Origin of the sequence: Massilia sp. CFBP 13721 (genome assembly GCF_014842025.1) — a bacterium.
Classification (GTDB): domain Bacteria; phylum Pseudomonadota; class Gammaproteobacteria; order Burkholderiales; family Burkholderiaceae_D; genus Telluria.
This window is the reverse complement of sequence record NZ_JACYUY010000007.1, coordinates 1-15925: the sequence shown is the minus strand read 5'-3', so window position 1 is coordinate 15925 and position 15925 is coordinate 1. Positions and strand designations below refer to the sequence as shown.

At 61.9% G+C, this 15925-nt stretch carries 15 protein-coding genes; 3 read left to right on the top strand and 12 right to left on the bottom strand.

Going from position 1 to position 15925, the window contains the following annotated elements:
• Positions 1–14: 14 nt before the first annotated feature.
• A complete protein-coding gene (locus IFT60_RS26475) occupies positions 15–2246 on the bottom strand; it encodes an SLBB domain-containing protein (RefSeq protein WP_229510750.1) in 2232 nt (743 codons plus the stop codon).
• Between the two features lie 689 nt (positions 2247–2935).
• Between IFT60_RS26475 and IFT60_RS08525 the strand changes: the two genes are divergently transcribed.
• Positions 2936–4069 carry a hypothetical protein gene (locus tag IFT60_RS08525; RefSeq protein ID WP_374011016.1) on the top strand — a complete coding sequence of 378 codons (1134 nt, stop codon included), beginning with the start codon at positions 2936–2938 and terminating at the stop codon, positions 4067–4069.
• Positions 4070–4075: 6 nt separating this feature from the next.
• Here the strand turns inward: IFT60_RS08525 and IFT60_RS08520 are convergent, their stop codons facing one another.
• The 7 genes from IFT60_RS08520 to IFT60_RS08490 are packed head-to-tail and all read right to left on the bottom strand — an operon-like array spanning position 4076 to position 9798.
• Positions 4076–5029, bottom strand: a complete 954-nt coding sequence (locus tag IFT60_RS08520) for a fumarylacetoacetate hydrolase family protein (protein WP_192051534.1) — start codon at positions 5027–5029, stop codon at positions 4076–4078.
• A 58-nt stretch (positions 5030–5087) separates the two neighbouring features.
• Positions 5088–5708 carry an LbetaH domain-containing protein gene (locus tag IFT60_RS08515; protein WP_192051533.1) on the bottom strand — a complete coding sequence of 207 codons (621 nt, stop codon included), beginning with the start codon at positions 5706–5708 and terminating at the stop codon, positions 5088–5090.
• Positions 5705–6442 carry an SDR family NAD(P)-dependent oxidoreductase gene (locus IFT60_RS08510; protein WP_192051532.1) on the bottom strand — a complete coding sequence of 246 codons (738 nt, stop codon included), beginning with the start codon at positions 6440–6442 and terminating at the stop codon, positions 5705–5707. Before IFT60_RS08510 ends, IFT60_RS08515 begins: the two co-directional genes overlap by 4 nt.
• Entirely contained in the window at positions 6439–7461 is a 1023-nt protein-coding gene (locus tag IFT60_RS08505) for an aromatic ring-hydroxylating oxygenase subunit alpha (RefSeq protein ID WP_192051531.1), read from the bottom strand. The genes IFT60_RS08510 and IFT60_RS08505 overlap by 4 nt, the downstream gene beginning before the upstream one ends.
• Entirely contained in the window at positions 7451–8515 is a 1065-nt protein-coding gene (locus tag IFT60_RS08500) for a 3-oxoacyl-ACP synthase III family protein (protein WP_192051530.1), read from the bottom strand. Before IFT60_RS08500 ends, IFT60_RS08505 begins: the two co-directional genes overlap by 11 nt.
• Positions 8512–8742 (bottom strand): acyl carrier protein, encoded by a 231-nt coding sequence (locus IFT60_RS08495; RefSeq protein ID WP_192051529.1) that lies wholly within the window; start codon positions 8740–8742, stop codon positions 8512–8514. The genes IFT60_RS08500 and IFT60_RS08495 overlap by 4 nt, the downstream gene beginning before the upstream one ends.
• A 12-nt stretch (positions 8743–8754) precedes the next feature.
• Entirely contained in the window at positions 8755–9798 is a 1044-nt protein-coding gene (locus tag IFT60_RS08490; protein WP_192051528.1) for a 3-oxoacyl-ACP synthase III family protein, read from the bottom strand.
• 520 nt (positions 9799–10318) lie between these two features.
• Here IFT60_RS08490 and IFT60_RS08485 point away from each other — a divergent pair.
• Positions 10319–11446 (top strand): hypothetical protein, encoded by a 1128-nt coding sequence (locus IFT60_RS08485; RefSeq protein ID WP_229510749.1) that lies wholly within the window; start codon positions 10319–10321, stop codon positions 11444–11446.
• Between the two features lie 130 nt (positions 11447–11576).
• Here IFT60_RS08485 and IFT60_RS08480 read toward each other — a convergent pair whose 3' ends face one another.
• The 3 genes from IFT60_RS08480 to IFT60_RS08470 form a co-directional block, all read right to left on the bottom strand.
• The gene (locus IFT60_RS08480; RefSeq protein ID WP_192051527.1) at positions 11577–12689 is read right to left on the bottom strand and encodes a DegT/DnrJ/EryC1/StrS family aminotransferase; all 1113 of its coding nucleotides are present in this window, start codon (positions 12687–12689) and stop codon (positions 11577–11579) included.
• A 298-nt stretch (positions 12690–12987) separates the two neighbouring features.
• On the bottom strand, positions 12988–14058 hold the full coding sequence (locus tag IFT60_RS08475; protein WP_192051526.1) for a phospholipase A: 1071 nt from the start codon (positions 14056–14058) through the stop codon (positions 12988–12990).
• A 232-nt stretch (positions 14059–14290) separates the two neighbouring features.
• Positions 14291–15013 carry a pseudouridine synthase gene (locus IFT60_RS08470; protein WP_192051525.1) on the bottom strand — a complete coding sequence of 241 codons (723 nt, stop codon included), beginning with the start codon at positions 15011–15013 and terminating at the stop codon, positions 14291–14293.
• Between the two features lie 223 nt (positions 15014–15236).
• Between IFT60_RS08470 and IFT60_RS08465 the strand changes: the two genes are divergently transcribed.
• Positions 15237–15521, top strand: coding sequence for a hypothetical protein (locus tag IFT60_RS08465; protein WP_192051524.1), 285 nt, complete (start codon positions 15237–15239; stop codon positions 15519–15521).
• Positions 15522–15596: 75 nt separating this feature from the next.
• On the opposite strand, the gene IFT60_RS08460 is transcribed toward IFT60_RS08465, so the two are convergent.
• The coding region (locus IFT60_RS08460; RefSeq protein WP_192051523.1) for a cupin domain-containing protein at positions 15597–15925 on the bottom strand (329 nt) is incomplete at its 5' end.

The window sequence follows — 15925 nt, the reverse complement described above, 5'->3', positions numbered from 1 at the left end:
GAGGGCTCACGCGATCAGTCCCGTAAGGTCTTAATCGCCGCGGCACCGAGGCCGAAGTTGGCGAAGATCTGCGCCCACTCGCGGGTACCCTTGGTGAACTTCGTCCACGAGGTTTCCTTGTCGAACTTCTCCGGAATAACGATGCTATCGCCAGGCATCACCTCCATGCCGCCAATACCCGTCGAGAGCCAGCCGCTCGAACTGTTGGTCATGACCGTACCGTCGACGCGAATCACGAACACGTTGTCGACATCCGCATCCGCCGTCAAGCCGGCGATGCGCAGGTAATCTTTGACGCGGCTGTTTGCCCGCCACAAGGGCGACGCTTCCACGTTCACGGCGCCGAACACGTGCACGAAGTCGGGCCGCGCCGGCACCACCAAACGGTCGCCGTTGGCCAGCTTGATGCGCGGCAGGATTGCAAACGACTTCTCGTCCGGTCGCAGGCCGAACGCAATCCGGCCAGTTGGCTTGAGCTGGCGGAAGCGACGAATCGTCTCCTCGGCAATTTGCATCTCGACCTGGCGCTGCGAAGCGGCCGCGGCTGCGTCGGCAGCGCTGAGGGCGCCGATGTTGGCAATCCCTTTCGCCTGCTGCGAACGTAATTGCGATTCAAGACGCACCGCCGCCTTCTCGAGATTCACCTGCTGTTCCTTGCGCACCTGCTCGCGATAGAACGCGGTGCCGAACAGGTAGGCGTTGCCGGTGGTGCCGCCTGCCTTGGCCAGCAGCGACTGCAACGTTTCGCCGGCGCCCATCTGGTACACGCCCGGCACTTGCACTTCGCCCTCGACGCGCACGAATACGCGGCGCTTGTCCATTGGCACTGCCACGTCTTCGTGCGAGAACACGGTGACGGTGTCGCCCGGCTGCAGCTGGATGTTGTCGGCACCTTGCGGATTGCTGAAGACGTTACCGAGATTGAATGGAATCAGGCTCACGCTCAGGTCGGCGCGGTTGATGCGCTCGACGACGGCATAATCCCAGTTGATTTCGTCGATCAGGCCACCGATCCGCGCGGCGATCGAACGTTCTTCGCCCACGGTCGTGCGTTCGCGCTCGTCCATGGTCGTGCGCTCGCTCATCGCCGTGCGTTCGCCCTCGCCCAGCGCGGCGCCGCGGCTGATTCCCATCCGCTGGCGGTCTTCTTCGGTCAGGAATTTGTCGTTGCGCTGTTCACGGACTTGTTCGCTCGTCGTCACCGCATTGTTCTGGCGCTTGAGCGAGCTGCGGCTGATCAGGTATTCCTTGCTTGGAATCAGGTCGCTGACGCGCATGTTCGACTTGAACGGCACGCGCACGGCCTGGTCGACGTTGCCGCGCAAGATCACGGCATTCGAGAAGTCCGGGGTGATCGAGGTGATATTCAGGACGTCGCCGTTCTTCAGGCTGCGTTTCAGGCCTGCGCCATTCAGGGCAAACTGCTCGACGCTGCGCGGCTGGTTGCGGGTCGGGTCGATGCGCTCCAGGAAAGCGCGGCGCGGGTCGGCCACCACCGGCAAGCCGCCGGCCAGGTCGAGGAGCGACTCGACCGTGTCGCCGCTGCCCTTGACTTCATAGATGGCCGGCGTATTGACGTTGCCGACCAGTGCGACGAAGCCGCCCGCCGGCGGGATCACGATGGTGTCGCCGTCCTGCAGCTTGATGTCGCCGGATTTGTCGCCCTTGGCGATGAAGGCATACAGGTCGAGTTCGGCGGCGATCTTGCCGGCACGCTTGACCTGCACGCGGCGCATGCTGCCGTTGGCGGTCGGGCCGCCGCTTGCGAACAGGGTCGTCACCAGCGTCGACAGGCTCGAGACGGTATAGGTACCTGGACGCCTGGCCTGGCCGACCACGTACACGGTCATCGAGCGCAGCTGGCCGAAGGTGACGTTCACGTTCACGCCCTTGTACAAGCGGCCGATGGCCGTGCGGATGACGCTCTCGGCCGAACCCGCCTTGACGCCGGCCAGCACGACGGTGCCGACGGTCGGGATCGAAATGGTGCCGTTGCGGTCGATCGTCGCGCGGTAGTCGATGTCGATCGTGCCGGTGCCGCGGATGAGCAATTCGTCGCCGGGGCCAAGGGGCTGGTCGGCCGGCAGCGGTCCACCGCCGATCGGGTCGAACTGGGACTGGGCGGACTCGAAGAAGCCGGCGCCGAAGACCGGCAGGATGCGCCCGGTGCTGTCCGACAGGAATTTCTGGAATTCGCTGATCACTTCGGTGTCGCGCATGCGCTCGCCGCCCTGCAGCGCTGCCATGTCGCCCCGCTCCGAGTCGAACCGGCCGGACTGGACGCTCCGGGAAGACTGGGCGCCGCGACGCTGTGCCGATGTGGTAGCGCCTTGCGCCGCACCCGGGCGTTCGCTGTTCGTGATCCGAACCCTGGCAGGCGTACTTGGCGCCGATACAGAACTGTCACTGCTGCTCGGCATATCCTGACCGAACATGTCGTCGCGATTAGGCAAGTTCTGCGCCGACGCGCCGATGCTGGAAGCGGCCAGGGTAACGGCCAAAAAACCGGTGCTAATTTTGAACATTGAGGGTAAGCAGCGCAAGGCGCGATGAGCATATAGGAACAGTCCGCTATCTTAACTGAATTCATTAGTAACGGGAAATGGACCAGTGCGTTCACGGCAGGATATAGGCACCGTTCCGAGCCGGCCTTCAACACATATGCCACACCCTTACATTGCGTTATCTCAACGACAGCGGAAGTTTCCGACGACGTTTCTCCTATGAGACAGGCGCTACGGCCTTGACCGCGAGACTGACATTACGCAGAGGCAACGACTTTAATCTGACCAAAATACCGGTGTACGAATTTTCTCAGGCTTCAAGTTTCCCCAGGATTGAAAAAGTGGGAATTGGAGAGAATTAACCGATCTTTTAGGATAAGCAGTGCATGCTGATATTCAGACAACGTCGCTTTCGGTTTATCCGCGCACTTGTGTACAGCGCTGCATTCCTGCTCAGCCATAATGCGCTGTCCGCGGAACCGGCTGCGGCGGCCAACGCCGACGTCGCACGCGCGCTCGACGAAGCCGAGCTGCGCAAGGCCATCGCCGACGCCGAGCGTGCCGAGATGCTCGCCCGTCTGCCGCCGGCCAGCGCGAAAGCACTGCCGGGCGCCGTCGACACGCGCCAGTTCGGCGCCGCCGGCCTGGTGCGTGCGTTCGACCTGGCGCGCGCGCTGGCGGGCGAGGTGTGCGCGGCGCTGCCGCTTGATGCGCGCACCGCGGTGTACGATCCGGCTACCAGCGCCGGGATAGTTGCCGCCCGCGGCGTCGACGATGCCATCATGCGCCTGGCGGACGACCTGGCGCGCCGTAACAAGGAGATACAAGCGTACATCGATGCCCATACCCCGCCCGGCGCCGTCGGCGGCACGCTGGCCGTTGCCTTGACGGTGGTGCCGGGCGTGCTGCGCGCCGCAGCCGACACCGCGTCCCTGTTCAAGACCGACGTGACCGCGTCAAGCATCGCCTATGGCGAGGGCGCGCGGGCGCTGTTCGTCAGCGCCATGGCCGAAGCCTGCCCGCAGCGCATCGCCGGCCTCGGCGGCGGCTACCTGGGCGAACTCGACGCCGCGCAGCATGCGCGCCTGCTCGGCAAGCTGCGTTCGTTGGCGACCCATCGCGCCGACTACGCGAACCGCATCGCACTGCTGCAAAAGCTGGCCGACGCAGCCAAGGGCGACGAGAAACGCGACATGGCGGCCGTCGCCGGCGCCGCCGGTGCGGTGCTGAAAGCCGTGGACGCCTTTATCGAGTCGCTGCGCGCCGGCGAAAGCGGCGACAGGAGCCCCCTCGCGAATGCCGCGCGCTACCTCGGCTATGCCCAGCGCACCGAAGGCGCGCCCGTGCTCGACTTCGACCTGCGCCTGGAAGGCATGAGCATCGTCAAGGACAACCTGTTCACGGGACAAAAGCTGCGCTTGTCGGCGATCGCCCTGCTCTGGTACCGGGTGCATGCGCCGGACGGCAGCCTGCGCCTGGCGCGCACCGTCAGGAGGATGGCGCGGCCGCTGGAGGTGGATCTGCGCGGGGATGCGGTGGGCGACGGTTTCTGGGAGAGCCCATAGGAAGGCTTACGCCTTCACCACCTTCTGGGCGATCGCCCCGAACACCGATTTGCCCTTCTCTTCGAACATGTCGATGCGGATCGTATCGCCGAAGCGCATGTAGGGCGTGCTCGCCGCCCCATCGGCAATCGTCTCGCTGTTGCGCTGGTCCTCGATGCACGCATACCCCGGCGCGATCGCGCCGCGCTTGGTGCTCGGCCGGTTCGCCACTGGCCCGGCGCCGACGATGCTGCCGGCGCGCAAGCCGCGCGTCTTGCACAGGTGCGCGGCCAGTTGCGGAAAATTGAAGGCCATGTCGGCGCCGGCGTCGGGCTGGCCGACCGGGTTGCCGTTCCAGGCCGTCGCCAGGCGCAAGTGGATCTTGCCGCCGCGCCAGGCGTCGCCGAGTTCGTCGGGCGTGACCGCGACCGGCGAACAACTGGTTGCCGGTTTCGATTGCAGCACGGCGCCGCGTGCGAGCTCGTCCGGCATCAGCCGGCGCAGCGCGACGTCGTTGACGAGCATGAGCAGGCGGATGCGGCCATGCGCTTCGTCGGGCGTCGCGCCCAGTGGCAAGTCGTCGAAAATCGCCGCCACGCCGGCGCCGAAATCGATGCCCCACTCTTCATGGGCCAGCACGATGTCGTCGCAGGGGCCGAGCAGTTCGTCGCAGGCGCCGCGGGTCATGGAGGGCTCGTCCGATGGAACGGCCGGAAGATACGCGGCGCCGACTGTCCAGCCACAGGCGCGCGGCAGCGGCGCCATGCACTGGGCGGAGTCGAAATCGAAGGTACGCCGGGCGGTCCCGGCATTGAGCTGGGCATACAGGCTGTCGAGCTGGGGCGAAATAAAAGCCCAGTCGTCCAGCGCGGCCTGCAGCGTCGGCGCGATGGCGTCGGCCATGTGCGCGGTTTTCAGGTCGCGCGCGACGACGGCAAGCTGGCCGTCGCGGCTGCCGTCCTTGATCGTTGCGAGTTTCATTGACAGGTTTTCCTGTTCCCAAGGTGCATGAATTGCGTGCGATGTTCGACAACGGGGCCTAGCCTCGCGTCACGATGACCTTGGCCGGATTACCAAATACCGTCACGTTGTCGGGAACATCCTTGACGACCACCGAACCAGCGCCAATGATCGCGTTTTGTCCTACCTTGATTCGCGGAAGAATCGTCGCATGCGGATGGACCGTCGTCTTGGCCCCGATTTCGGCGCCGCCGCCAATGAAGGCGTGGGAACTGACCGTCACGCCGTCGCCCAGCGTGACGTCGTGGCCGATGCAGGCAAACCCCTGCACCAGCACGAATTTACCGATGTCAACGTTCGAGGATACGCTGCACATGCCGAGGAAGATCCCGCCGTGCGCGCGCGTCACGTCGGACGCATAATTTCCCATGGGCGACACGACGACGCCGAAGCGGGCGCCGCGCGCTTCCAGCAAGGCGCCCACTGCCATGCGGCCGTGACCGGTACCGAGGCACGCGATATAACCGGCATCGGCCACGATGTCGTGCTCGCGCAGCGGGCCGATGATGCCGTCGCCGGCGACGGTGTCATCGACGAAACCTTGCACGACATTCGCGGATGAATAGGTTTGCAGCCAGGCCTTGATCTCTTTGCCGAATCCGCCGGCACCGACCAGGACAAATTTTTGTTCGATCGTCATTGAATGCAGTAGCCGCCATCGACGGTCAGGTTCTGGCCCGTCATGAATGAGGAATAATCGGAAATGAGGAAAGCGACGACACCGGCGACTTCATGCGGTTCCGCATAGCGCCCGCCCAAGGGGTATTTCATCATGTCGGCCTTCTTTGCTTCTTCCGAGATATAGGTGGCGTTCGCCACTAGCTCGGTGTTCACCATACCGGGGGACACGCAATTAACGCGGATCAGTTTTGGAGCCAGCTCGAGCGCCAGCACCTTTGCAATGCCCAGCAGCGCCGCTTTGCTTGCCGCGTACGCCGCGATTCCTTTCATGCCGATCGAGGTGCCCGTGATCGAGGCCAGGAAAACCACCGATCCTCCCTGGTTGATCTTGGCTGCCCGCACCAGTTCGGCCGTCAGCAACAGCGGCGCGCTCTGGTTGGTGGCGACGATGCGGTTGTACTTCTCCATCGAGAAATATTTCAAAGGGCTGTTCTCGACCACGCCGGCTGAGTGGAGAATGGCGTCCATCTTCGGCAGGCCGCCGACGAATTCGCGGTAGGCATCGAATTCGAGCATGTCGAATGCCAGCGCCTTGCCGCCGCCCAGTCCACGCTGCTCAAGCTCGGCCAGTTTTTCGCCGTTGCGTCCCAGCGCCCATACCTCGGCGCCCATCTCAACCAGTTTCAGGGCCGTTGCCTGGCCAATTCCCGATGTTGCGCCCGTCACCAGGACGCGCTTTCCGCTTAGATTCATGACATCATCTTCGAATAAATGTGGTGGAACTGCGCGATTCGCCCTTCGATCTCCTGGATCTGGTGGGCGCCACGCGCATATCTGGTGCCGATCTGGGAATTGTTCAGGACCACGAGGTCTTCACCGAGTACCTTGCGGGTAAATTCGATGGCATTTTTCTTGATATAGCTTCGCACGACAGCCTTTTGCGACTGCAACAAGGGAGTCTCGAACAACTGCCATTCCAGCAAGGTCCGGCCAGGCGCTTCCGGCTTGAAATGCGAAACGAATCCCACCAGCCCACCCGTGATCGAAATGAACAGGTTGGGAAACACGAACGCATGGACGTAATCCGAACTGGCGCCCGGAATCACCTTGTCCTTGCCGCTGCTGCCGGCTTTGTTCGTAATGGTGAAACAGGAGTCGTTGCCGTGGTATTGGTTGGCGAACTGCGAGGTCGACGTAATACCTGTCGGGACGAAGCTGTCGCCATGGACGAAGGACAGGTGGTAGGACTCCAGCACATTTTCGACCAGCAGCTTCCAGTTTGCCTCGTGTTCGAGCGTTTCGCTGTGGAAGGCTTCGCCCATCTCGAATCCGATTGCGCCAAGCGCTGCCTCGCCCGGCACCACGCCGGCGAAATCGTTATCGATCGACGCGAAAACAAGGCCGCGGTTTTCAACCGTGGCGTAGGACTGCAATTGTTTTCTCGAAATGCACTTGTCGTTGGCCAAAGGCGAACGCATCAGGGTGCCGCCGGCGCCGTACTGCCAGCCGTGGTAACCGCAGCGAAACGGCCGATTGCCCTGCCCGATCGGGTCGATCAGGTTGGCGCGGTGCAGGCAAATATTATCGAAAGTTCCTACCGTACCGGCAAGGTTACGCGTGACAAACGGCCTGCCGCAGACACGATAGCTGACATAGTCGCCCTCGGCACGCAGGCTGGCCGCGGTGCCGACATAGAGTGAGCGAGAAAAGATGCGTTCGTATTCTTTTTCCAGGTGCTCTTCTTGCCAGTATGCCTTTGGATCAATAGACATTTTCAGTTTCGAACAGATGAAGGACAGTATCCGGTTTCAGCGTCACGTTGCAGGTAGCCCATGACAGGCCGACGCCGAAGCCCGACAGGATCATGCGCCCGCCCTGCCGCAATTGCTCGGCACTTGCCGACAGCGTCAGCGGGATCGATACCGAACTGGTATTACCGTAATGCTTCAGCGTACTCAAGGCGGTGCCGGCGTCATAGCCGACTTTCTTGCGAATGAAATCATTGATCATTTTGTTTGCCTGATGCAAAACAAAATAATCCACATCGGCCACGCTCCAATCGGCGGCCCCCAGGCAGCGCTTGATACTTGGCGGCACCGCACTGATCGCGAAACTGAAGATGTCGGCGCCCTTCAATTGCAGATTCGAGCTGTTGCGGGCAATCCCGGCGCTCACTTCCATTTCCGCGAAATTTTCGGGCGTTGCCGGACTCTTCGAGGCCAGTCCGCCCGACGCGATAATGATGGCGTCCTTGCCGCTGCCGTCAGAGTTCAGGTCGAAATGGATCGGACCCGCGCTGTCGTCGAGTTCGAGTGCCGTTGCTGATCCGGCGTCGCCGAACAATGGCCAGGCCGATTTGTCGTTGTACGAACACAATCTGCTCGACACGTCACCGACCAGCAGCAGGGCGCGTTGCAGGCCGAGGGTACGCATGAATGAACCAAGCACGGCCAGACCATACGGGTAGCTCGAGCACCCGAGATTGATATCGAAGGCTGCGCAGTTCTTGGGCAAGCCCAGCTTGTGCTGGATGATGATCGAGGTGGCCGGCACCGGGTGGTCGCCGGTCTGGGTGATCATCACCAGGGCTTGTACGCTGCTTTTATCCCACTGCAGCTTTTCCAGCAGGTCTTCCGCCGCCAAGATGCAAAGATCCGAGGTGCACTGGTTACCCGCTACGATACGCCGTTCCTCGATCCCGGTTCCAGCGCTGAACTTTTCACGTTCCTGCTCTGAAAGCACAGTATAGTCGGCCACCTTGGCTATGCGTTTCGGCACCGCCGTGGAAACGCCGCGGATCTCAACTCCCGTAAGCGGCATCATCATGCCATCCGTTGCGACACGAGGTCCCACAGTTCCTGCACGGTGCGCGATTTTTCGATATCGTCGCCGCCGATCGACACATTGTAGTTTTCATCGATCATTGCAATCACCGACAGTGCCGCCAGCGAATCCCAGCTTGCCAGTTCCTTGTATTCGGTTTCCGCGGCCAGTTGGGTAGTTTCGATTTCGAGTGCTTCTGCGATATCGGTAATAAATTTCTCGATTTTCATTAATATTCCTGTTTAAAAATTAATTACTGCTGCTGCCCACGAATATCCGACACCAAAACCAACCAGCATCAGCCGGGTGCCGGATACGAGTTTTCCTTCATTACGCATCTGTATCAGCGTCAGCGGAATGGTCGATGACACCGTATTACCGTAATTCTCAATACAAACAGGCATTTTTTCCGTGTCGACCGCGATCTTTTTGCGCAAGGCGTCGAGCATGAAGCGATTGGCCTGGTGCAGCACGAAAAAATCGATATCGTCGCGGCTCAAACCGGCCTTGTCGAGCAGGCCATTGACTGCGAGCGGCACCTCTTTGAGCGTGAACGAAAAAACCTCCGCGCCATTCATATAAAGGTGTTCGGCGGTTCGCACATTACCCGAAGAATCGCTGGTCTCGAATGCCGTTTGCGGCGTGCAGGGCTGGCGGAATCCGCCCGCCTCGACAATCAGGTTCTTGGCGCCACTGCCATCGGTGCCGAATACAAAGGGGCCGATACGTTCGCTCTCGCCCTCTTGCGCAGCCACCACCGTCGCGACCGCGCCATCGCCGAACAGGGTCCTGACGCTCTTGTCCATCGGGTGAATCAGCTTCGAATAGGTATCGGCCGTCAGCAGCAATACGCGGCGTGCGACACGCGTCTCGATCAGGCCTTTGGCCAGCGAAAGTCCATAGACGAATCCGGAACAGCCGAGATTGATATCGAGCGCCCCGGCGCTGCGGCGGACACCTAGGCGATGTTGCAGGATACAGGCGGAAGTCGGCAGGGAATGGTCCGGCGCCTGCGTACACAGGATGATGAAATCGATGTCCTCCGGCCCCACTGCCCCTTGCGCGAACAAGGCGCGCGCAGCTTCATACGCCATGTCGGAGGCGGTTTGTCCAGGCGCGGCCACGTGGCGCGATCGGATACCGGTCTTGGCGAGAATTTTTTCGGCCGGCCACTCGGGGTACAGCGCAGCCAATTCCTCGTTCGATAATATCTGCTCGGGCAGGTAGGCGGCCAGGTCCAGAATGCGCGCGAATTGTTGCCTCTTGAACGACCCTGTGTTCGTCATCCTACTTCTCCATTCTCGTGCACGTGACGAACATTCATGCCATCGGCGCTCGACATTTTACAGCCTGCCATCTTGCCGACAATGCATTAGCATCTTCCGCAAAAACAGTCAAGCGATCGAAGCCCGGCATTGTAGTGCATTCCTAAGCTTATATCTGTCCATAATTTTCCACAGTCGCTGCACCGGTACTGGCGGCGCTCCTCAATAACGAAATAGAACACCAATAATGCATTGGCTCTCATTGTCGTTTTAATACCTGGCCAGGGAGCGGTTCAGGCAGCGTACGCGCTGCAACCGGCAGTGCCGTTCTGACATCGCGCCATTTCGCAGTAATGATACTTAACAATATTCTGCGGCGAATTCTATCCAGAATATGCAGTTACCCGACAGACGGACCCGCCCTGTCTGGAATGGCAGGTGTCTTGAAGACGTTCACCTTCATCCGATCCAGGAAATCCCCATGCTAAAACACCTCGGCGCCAGATCACGTTTTCTTTCCATTCTGATCATCGGATTCATATTGTTACCGGTACCTGAAAACGCGACGGCCGCGGCCGATGTTCAGCTGAGCGCGGCGGACGCCGAGGTCGCGCGCGCGCTCGACGAAGCCGAACTGCGCAAGGCAATCGCCGATGCCGAGCGCGCCGAGATGCTGGCACGCCTGCCGCCGGCCAGCGCGAAAGCACTGCCGGGCGCCGTCGACACGCGCCAGTTCGGCGCCACCGGCCTGGTGAGCGCGTTCGACCTGGCGCGTGCGCTGGCAGGCGAGGTCTGCGCGGCCCTGCCGCCTGAAACGCGCACCGCGGTGTACGATCCGGCGACCAGCGCCGGCATCCTTGCTGCCCGCGGCGTCGACGATGCCATCATGCGCCTGGCGGACGACCTGGCGCGCCGTAACAATGAGATACAAGCGTACATCGATGCCCATACCCCGCCCGGCGCCGTCGGCGGCACGCTGGCCGTCGCCTTGACGGTGGTGCCGGGCGTGCTGCGCGCCGCGGCCGACACCGCGTCCCTGTTCAAGACCGACGTGACCGCGTCAAGCATCGCCTATGGCGAGGGCGCGCGGGCGCTGTTCGTCAGCGCCATGGCCGAAGCCTGCCCGCAGCGCATCGCCGGCCTCGGCGGCGGCTACCTGGGCGAACTCGACGCCGCGCAGCATGCGCGCCTGCTCGGCAAGCTGCGTTCGCTGGCGACCCACCGTGCCGACTACGCGAACCGGATCGCGCTCCTGCAAAAGCTGGCCGATGCAGCCAAGGGCGACGAGAAACGCGACATGGCGGCTGTCGCCGGCGCCGCCGGCGCGGTGCTGAAAGCCGTGGACGCCTTTATCGAGTCGCTGCGCGCCGGCGAAAGCGGCGACAGGAGCCCCCTCGCGAATGCCGCGCGCTACCTCGGCTATGCCCAGCGCACCGAAGGCACGCCCGTGCTCGACTTCGACCTGCGCCTGGAGGGCATGAGCATCGTCAAGGACAAGCTGTTTACGGGACAAAAACTGCGCCTGTCGGCGGTCGCCCTGCTCTGGTACCGGGTGCATGCGCCCGACGGCAGCCTGCGCCTGGCGCGCACCGTCAGGAGGATGGCGCGACCGGTGGAGGTGGATCTGCGCGGGGACGCGGTGGGCGACGGTTTCTGGGAGAGTCCATAGGAAGACATGCGCTGTAACGCTTTTCTGCGATTACCTCGAACACCGACTGCGCTTTTCGTCGACCATCTCGATGCGGATCGCATCGCCCCAATGCAATTGAGCCGCGTTTCGAGACTCCCGGTTTCACCTGTTACTCGCCGGCGATGATCCGGACCACGCGTTGCACGACCTGGTCGTCCAGGTTGGGATAAATCGGCAGGCACAGGACCTGCTGGGCCGCACGCGTGGCCACCGGCAAGTTCGCGGCATGCGCGGACGGCAGGCCGCGATACATCGGAAAGTCGGTGATGAGCGGATAGAAATAGCGGCGCGTGATGATGCCGTGCTCCTTCAGCTTCTGGAACAATTCGTCGCGCTTGAGTGGATACCCATCCTCGACGAGAATCGGGAAATACGAATGATTCGATACTTCCTGACCAGCGTCGGCCAGGCAATGGATGCCGGGTACGTCCGCCAGCAGCGCGCGGTATAGCTGGTCGATTTCACGCCGGCGCGCGATTGCGCCATCAATATGTTTCAGCTGGATCACGCCGAACGCGGCATTCATTTCGCTCATCTTGCCGTTGATACCGGGCGCAACGACCGTCAATTCGTCGACGAAGCCAAAATTCTTCAGATGGTCGATACGCAGCTTGGTTTTCGCATCCGGGCAGACGATGGCCCCACCCTCAAAGGTATTGAATACTTTCGTTGCATGGAAACTCAGCACCGACAGGTCACCATGGCGCAGCACGCTGCCGCCTTTGGTCTCGACGCCGAACGCGTGCGCCGCATCGTAGATGACGCGCAAATTGTAATTGTCGGCGATTTTCTGGATCGCTTCGACGTCGCACGGATTGCCGTAGCAATGCACGGGCATGATCGCCGTGGTCTGCGGGGTGATGGCCGCCTCGATCTTCGCGGGATCCAGGTTCAGGGTCACCGGATCGACGTCGACAAATACCGGCTTGATGCCGTTCCACAGCAGCGAGTGCGCCGTCGCCACGAACGAATATGGCGTGGTAATCACCTCGCCGGTAATGCGCAGCGCCTGCAGCGCGGTAACGAGCGCAATCGTCCCGTTGGAGAACAGGGCCAGGTGTTCCACCCCGAGGTACTCGCACAGCGCTTTTTCGAGCTGTTGATGGAACGGTCCGCCATTCGTGAGGATCTTGCTATCCCAGATCTGCTGCAGATACGGATAGAACTCGTCCAGCGGAGGCAGATAGGGCTGGGTGACGTAGATCGGTTTCTGATTGCTCATGGATGCCTCGTTACGCGCAGCAATCGGCACGGTGGGTTAGTCGGGCTACGCTCGGTGTTTTAGATGTACGAAGGCGCAACAAGTCATTCAGGCTGACCCGGTACGTTCGTAATGAGGAGTAATTCATTAAGACAGGCGCTTGTCAAGGGAGCGACACGTTTCGAGTCCTTGCGCATGGCGGCGGCGCCATACACTGTGCGGAATGAAATTGAAGGCAGCACGGCTGCCGTCCCTGATCGTTGCGAGTTTCATTGGCGGGAAGAAAAGTTTTCAAGCCCGCCATTGTAGAGGGAGGCGATCAGAAGGTGGCGAGCACGCCCACGCCGATCGAGCGCTGGAAGTAGTTGTAGTCGATCAGGCTCTGGCCATAGCCTGCGAAGGCCTGGGCATAGCCCTTGACGTTGCCGGCCAGCGGAAAGGCCCAGCTCGCCTGAATCGACCCGCGATCGGTGTGCGTGTTGTAGCGCAAGGTCGACGAATAGATGTGGCCGTCGCGGCGGTAGGCCAGCGCCAGGTCGCCGCGGCCCATGTAGTCGACCAGGTCCGGATTGTCGTCCTCGTCGGCGCTTTCGTGCAGGCGTTTCCAGACGCGGGCGGTGGCCGAGAAGCCATCCTTTTCGATGCCCAGTTGCGCATACACGCGGTTCCAGCTGCGCGACAGGGTACCGGACTGGCCGTTCGACTGGTGATTGAAGCCGAGGCCGGCATGGGTCAGCTTGACGCCGCCGAGGTCGAAAGCCAGCGGCGCGATCGCCATGAATTCCGGCTGGTAGTTGGTCTCGCGGAAGGGGCTGGACGCCTTGCTGTTGGCCGCCTGCCAGAAGCTGTTCTGGGTATAGCCGAACCACAGGTCGACCGGCTTGCCGAATGCGCCTTCGATCATTTTCATCTTGAAGCTGAGCTGGAACGCCAGCTCGGCCTTCGACAGCCCGCCGTCGCTGTCGGTCAGGTCGCGGTAAGGCCGGTAGGGCTGTTCGTTCGGCCGGTAGCTGCGGGTGGCGATCAGGTAGCTGGCGTTGTGCGGGCGGAACTTGAAGACGCCGCGGCGGTAGGGCTGGTCCAGCTCCCAGTGGTCGAGCTGGCTGAACTTGGCGCTGCTCTCGGCCGATGGCTGGGCGGTGACGACGGCGACGGTGGCCACGGCGGGCACGGCCTCGCCCCCGGGCGCGGTGGTGGCCGGATTGACGACGACAGCGGCTTCGGTGCGGGGCGCAGGCGTGGCGGCCAGCTTGTCGAAGCAGGCCAGGCGCGCGACGCTGTCGCCGATATTGGCGCAATCGCCGAGCACCTTGGGTGCATCCTGGGCGCCAGCGTTGGCGGCGTACAACAGGGGAAGGGAGAGCAGGAGGGAGCGGTAGGAATGCGGCATCTTGGGCAGTGGATCGGTTGCGAAAATACGCCGTCGCGTCCGACTGCATGCATGCGCGCCGACCACGATCTGACGCGAGTCAATACGCATTTTGCTGGAGAACCGATTTTGGGGTCGCACGTTAAAAGCTATGCATAAGGCCTGCGCCAACTTCCCCCCCGTGGAGTCGGGACTCCACCCTACGAACATTGGTATACGTAGGGTGGAGTCCCAACTCCACGGGTTTTAGCTCTTAAGCTTGCGACGGCACCAGCAAATCCAGCTGCGCCTGCTCCAGGAAACACCACTCGCCCTCCTTCAGCCCCAGCGATTCCAGCGTCAAGCCCCCGATCGCCGAACGATGCAAGGCGCTGCAATGGTTGCCTGCAGCCGCCAGCATGCGCTTGACCTGATGGTACTTGCCCTGCTCCAGCACGATCTCGATGCCGTGCTCGCCGTGGGCGACGCAGGACACGGCGCGCAGCGGCGCCGGCTCGTCGTGGAGTTGCACGCCGGTCAGCAGTTGCTCGACCAGTTGCGGTGTCACCGGCTCGGCCGTGGTGGCCTGGTAGACCTTCGGCACGTGGCGCTTGGGCGAGGACTGGGCGTGGATGAAGGGGCCGTCGTCGGACATCAGCAGCAGGCCGGTGGTGTCGTGGTCGAGGCGGCCGACCGGCTGCACGTCGCGCCAGCCGAACTGTTCCGGCAGCAGCGTCAACACGCCCGGATGGTGGCTGGGTTTGCGCGAACACTCGAAATTGGCCGGCTTGTACAGCGCAATGTAAACGCGCTCGCGGTAGATCCACTCCTCGTCGAATACGGTGAGGACCAAGTTGTCGGTGTCGACCGTCAGCTTGTAGTTGTCGACGATGTTGCCATTCACGGCGACGTCGCCGTCTTCGATCAGGACGCGGCAATACTTGCGGGTACCGAAGCCTTGCGATTGCAGGATACGGTCCAGGGATAATTTACTCATGGGCGAGACTTTAACAGAAGGGAGCGGGACTTTCACGGTAGCCCTTGCCGGCAGCGAAGGTGCACTGTTTCCACAAGGATCGGAAGTATGCACGCCTTTGCGCTAGATCAATCGGAACAGGAGAACCATTGATAGACTTCAACCCTATTAGGAATCGCCCTACAGCGTGTTCAGAACAGATGAGGAACCGCTAGGACAAATCACCCAACAAAAAGAGGACAACATGCAAGCAGTGAAATCTACGCCTTACGATGCCGCCATCCCTACCGTCGCCTCCGCATCGGTCCGGGCCGCGCGCCTGTCGCTGGCGCGCTCACAGTGCGCGCAGTTCCCTACCCGCCTGGCGCTGGCGCGCTGGACCCGCGGCGGCAATACTCCCCATCTCCAGGGTCCCGCCAAGCTTCCCTTGCGCGCCGCCTGGTTCGACCGCGCCCAGCGCGATTTCCAGGCCTGGCTGGAACAGGGTGGGTTCGTGCAGCATGACGAGGTGGAAGAATCGATCGAATGACGCGACGTTCAGCACGTACATGCCGTGCGTCACGGCCTCACGCGGGCTGGCATCCGATCAATTCGAACGGCGCCATCACGAACGCTTGTAGATGTCTTCGAAGCGGACGATATCGTCCTCGCCGAGGTAGCTGCCGGACTGCACTTCGATGATGTGCAGCGGCAGTTTGCCCGGATTCTCGAGGCGGTGGTTCATGCCGATCGGGATATAGGTCGACTCGTTTTCCGACAGCAGAGTAACCTTCTCGCCGCAGGTCACGCGCGCCGTGCCCGAGACCACCACCCAGTGTTCGGCGCGGTGATGGTGCATCTGCAGCGACAGCTTCTCGCCCGGTTTCACGGTGATGCGCTTGACCTGGAAACGGTCGCCGGCATCGATGCCCTCGTAATGCCCCCACGGACGGT

Excerpts from the sequence above, each read along its gene's own strand:
- IFT60_RS08500 (WP_192051530.1), bottom strand. The coding sequence starts at position 8,515 with ATGATGATGCCGCTTACGGGAGTTGAGATCCGCGGCGTTTCCACGGCG.
- IFT60_RS08475 (WP_192051526.1), bottom strand. The coding sequence starts at position 14,058 with ATGCCGCATTCCTACCGCTCCCTCCTGCTCTCCCTTCCCCTGTTGTAC.
- IFT60_RS08465 (WP_192051524.1), top strand. The coding sequence starts at position 15,237 with ATGCAAGCAGTGAAATCTACGCCTTACGATGCCGCCATCCCTACCGTC.
- IFT60_RS08480 (WP_192051527.1), bottom strand. The coding sequence starts at position 12,689 with ATGAGCAATCAGAAACCGATCTACGTCACCCAGCCCTATCTGCCTCCG.
- IFT60_RS08505 (WP_192051531.1), bottom strand. The coding sequence starts at position 7,461 with ATGTCTATTGATCCAAAGGCATACTGGCAAGAAGAGCACCTGGAAAAA.
- IFT60_RS08515 (WP_192051533.1), bottom strand. The coding sequence starts at position 5,708 with ATGACGATCGAACAAAAATTTGTCCTGGTCGGTGCCGGCGGATTCGGC.
- IFT60_RS08495 (WP_192051529.1), bottom strand. The coding sequence starts at position 8,742 with ATGAAAATCGAGAAATTTATTACCGATATCGCAGAAGCACTCGAAATC.
- IFT60_RS08470 (WP_192051525.1), bottom strand. The coding sequence starts at position 15,013 with ATGAGTAAATTATCCCTGGACCGTATCCTGCAATCGCAAGGCTTCGGT.
- IFT60_RS26475 (WP_229510750.1), bottom strand. The coding sequence starts at position 2,246 with ATGGCAGCGCTGCAGGGCGGCGAGCGCATGCGCGACACCGAAGTGATC.
- IFT60_RS08510 (WP_192051532.1), bottom strand. The coding sequence starts at position 6,442 with ATGAATCTAAGCGGAAAGCGCGTCCTGGTGACGGGCGCAACATCGGGA.
- IFT60_RS08490 (WP_192051528.1), bottom strand. The coding sequence starts at position 9,798 with ATGACGAACACAGGGTCGTTCAAGAGGCAACAATTCGCGCGCATTCTG.
- IFT60_RS08520 (WP_192051534.1), bottom strand. The coding sequence starts at position 5,029 with ATGAAACTCGCAACGATCAAGGACGGCAGCCGCGACGGCCAGCTTGCC.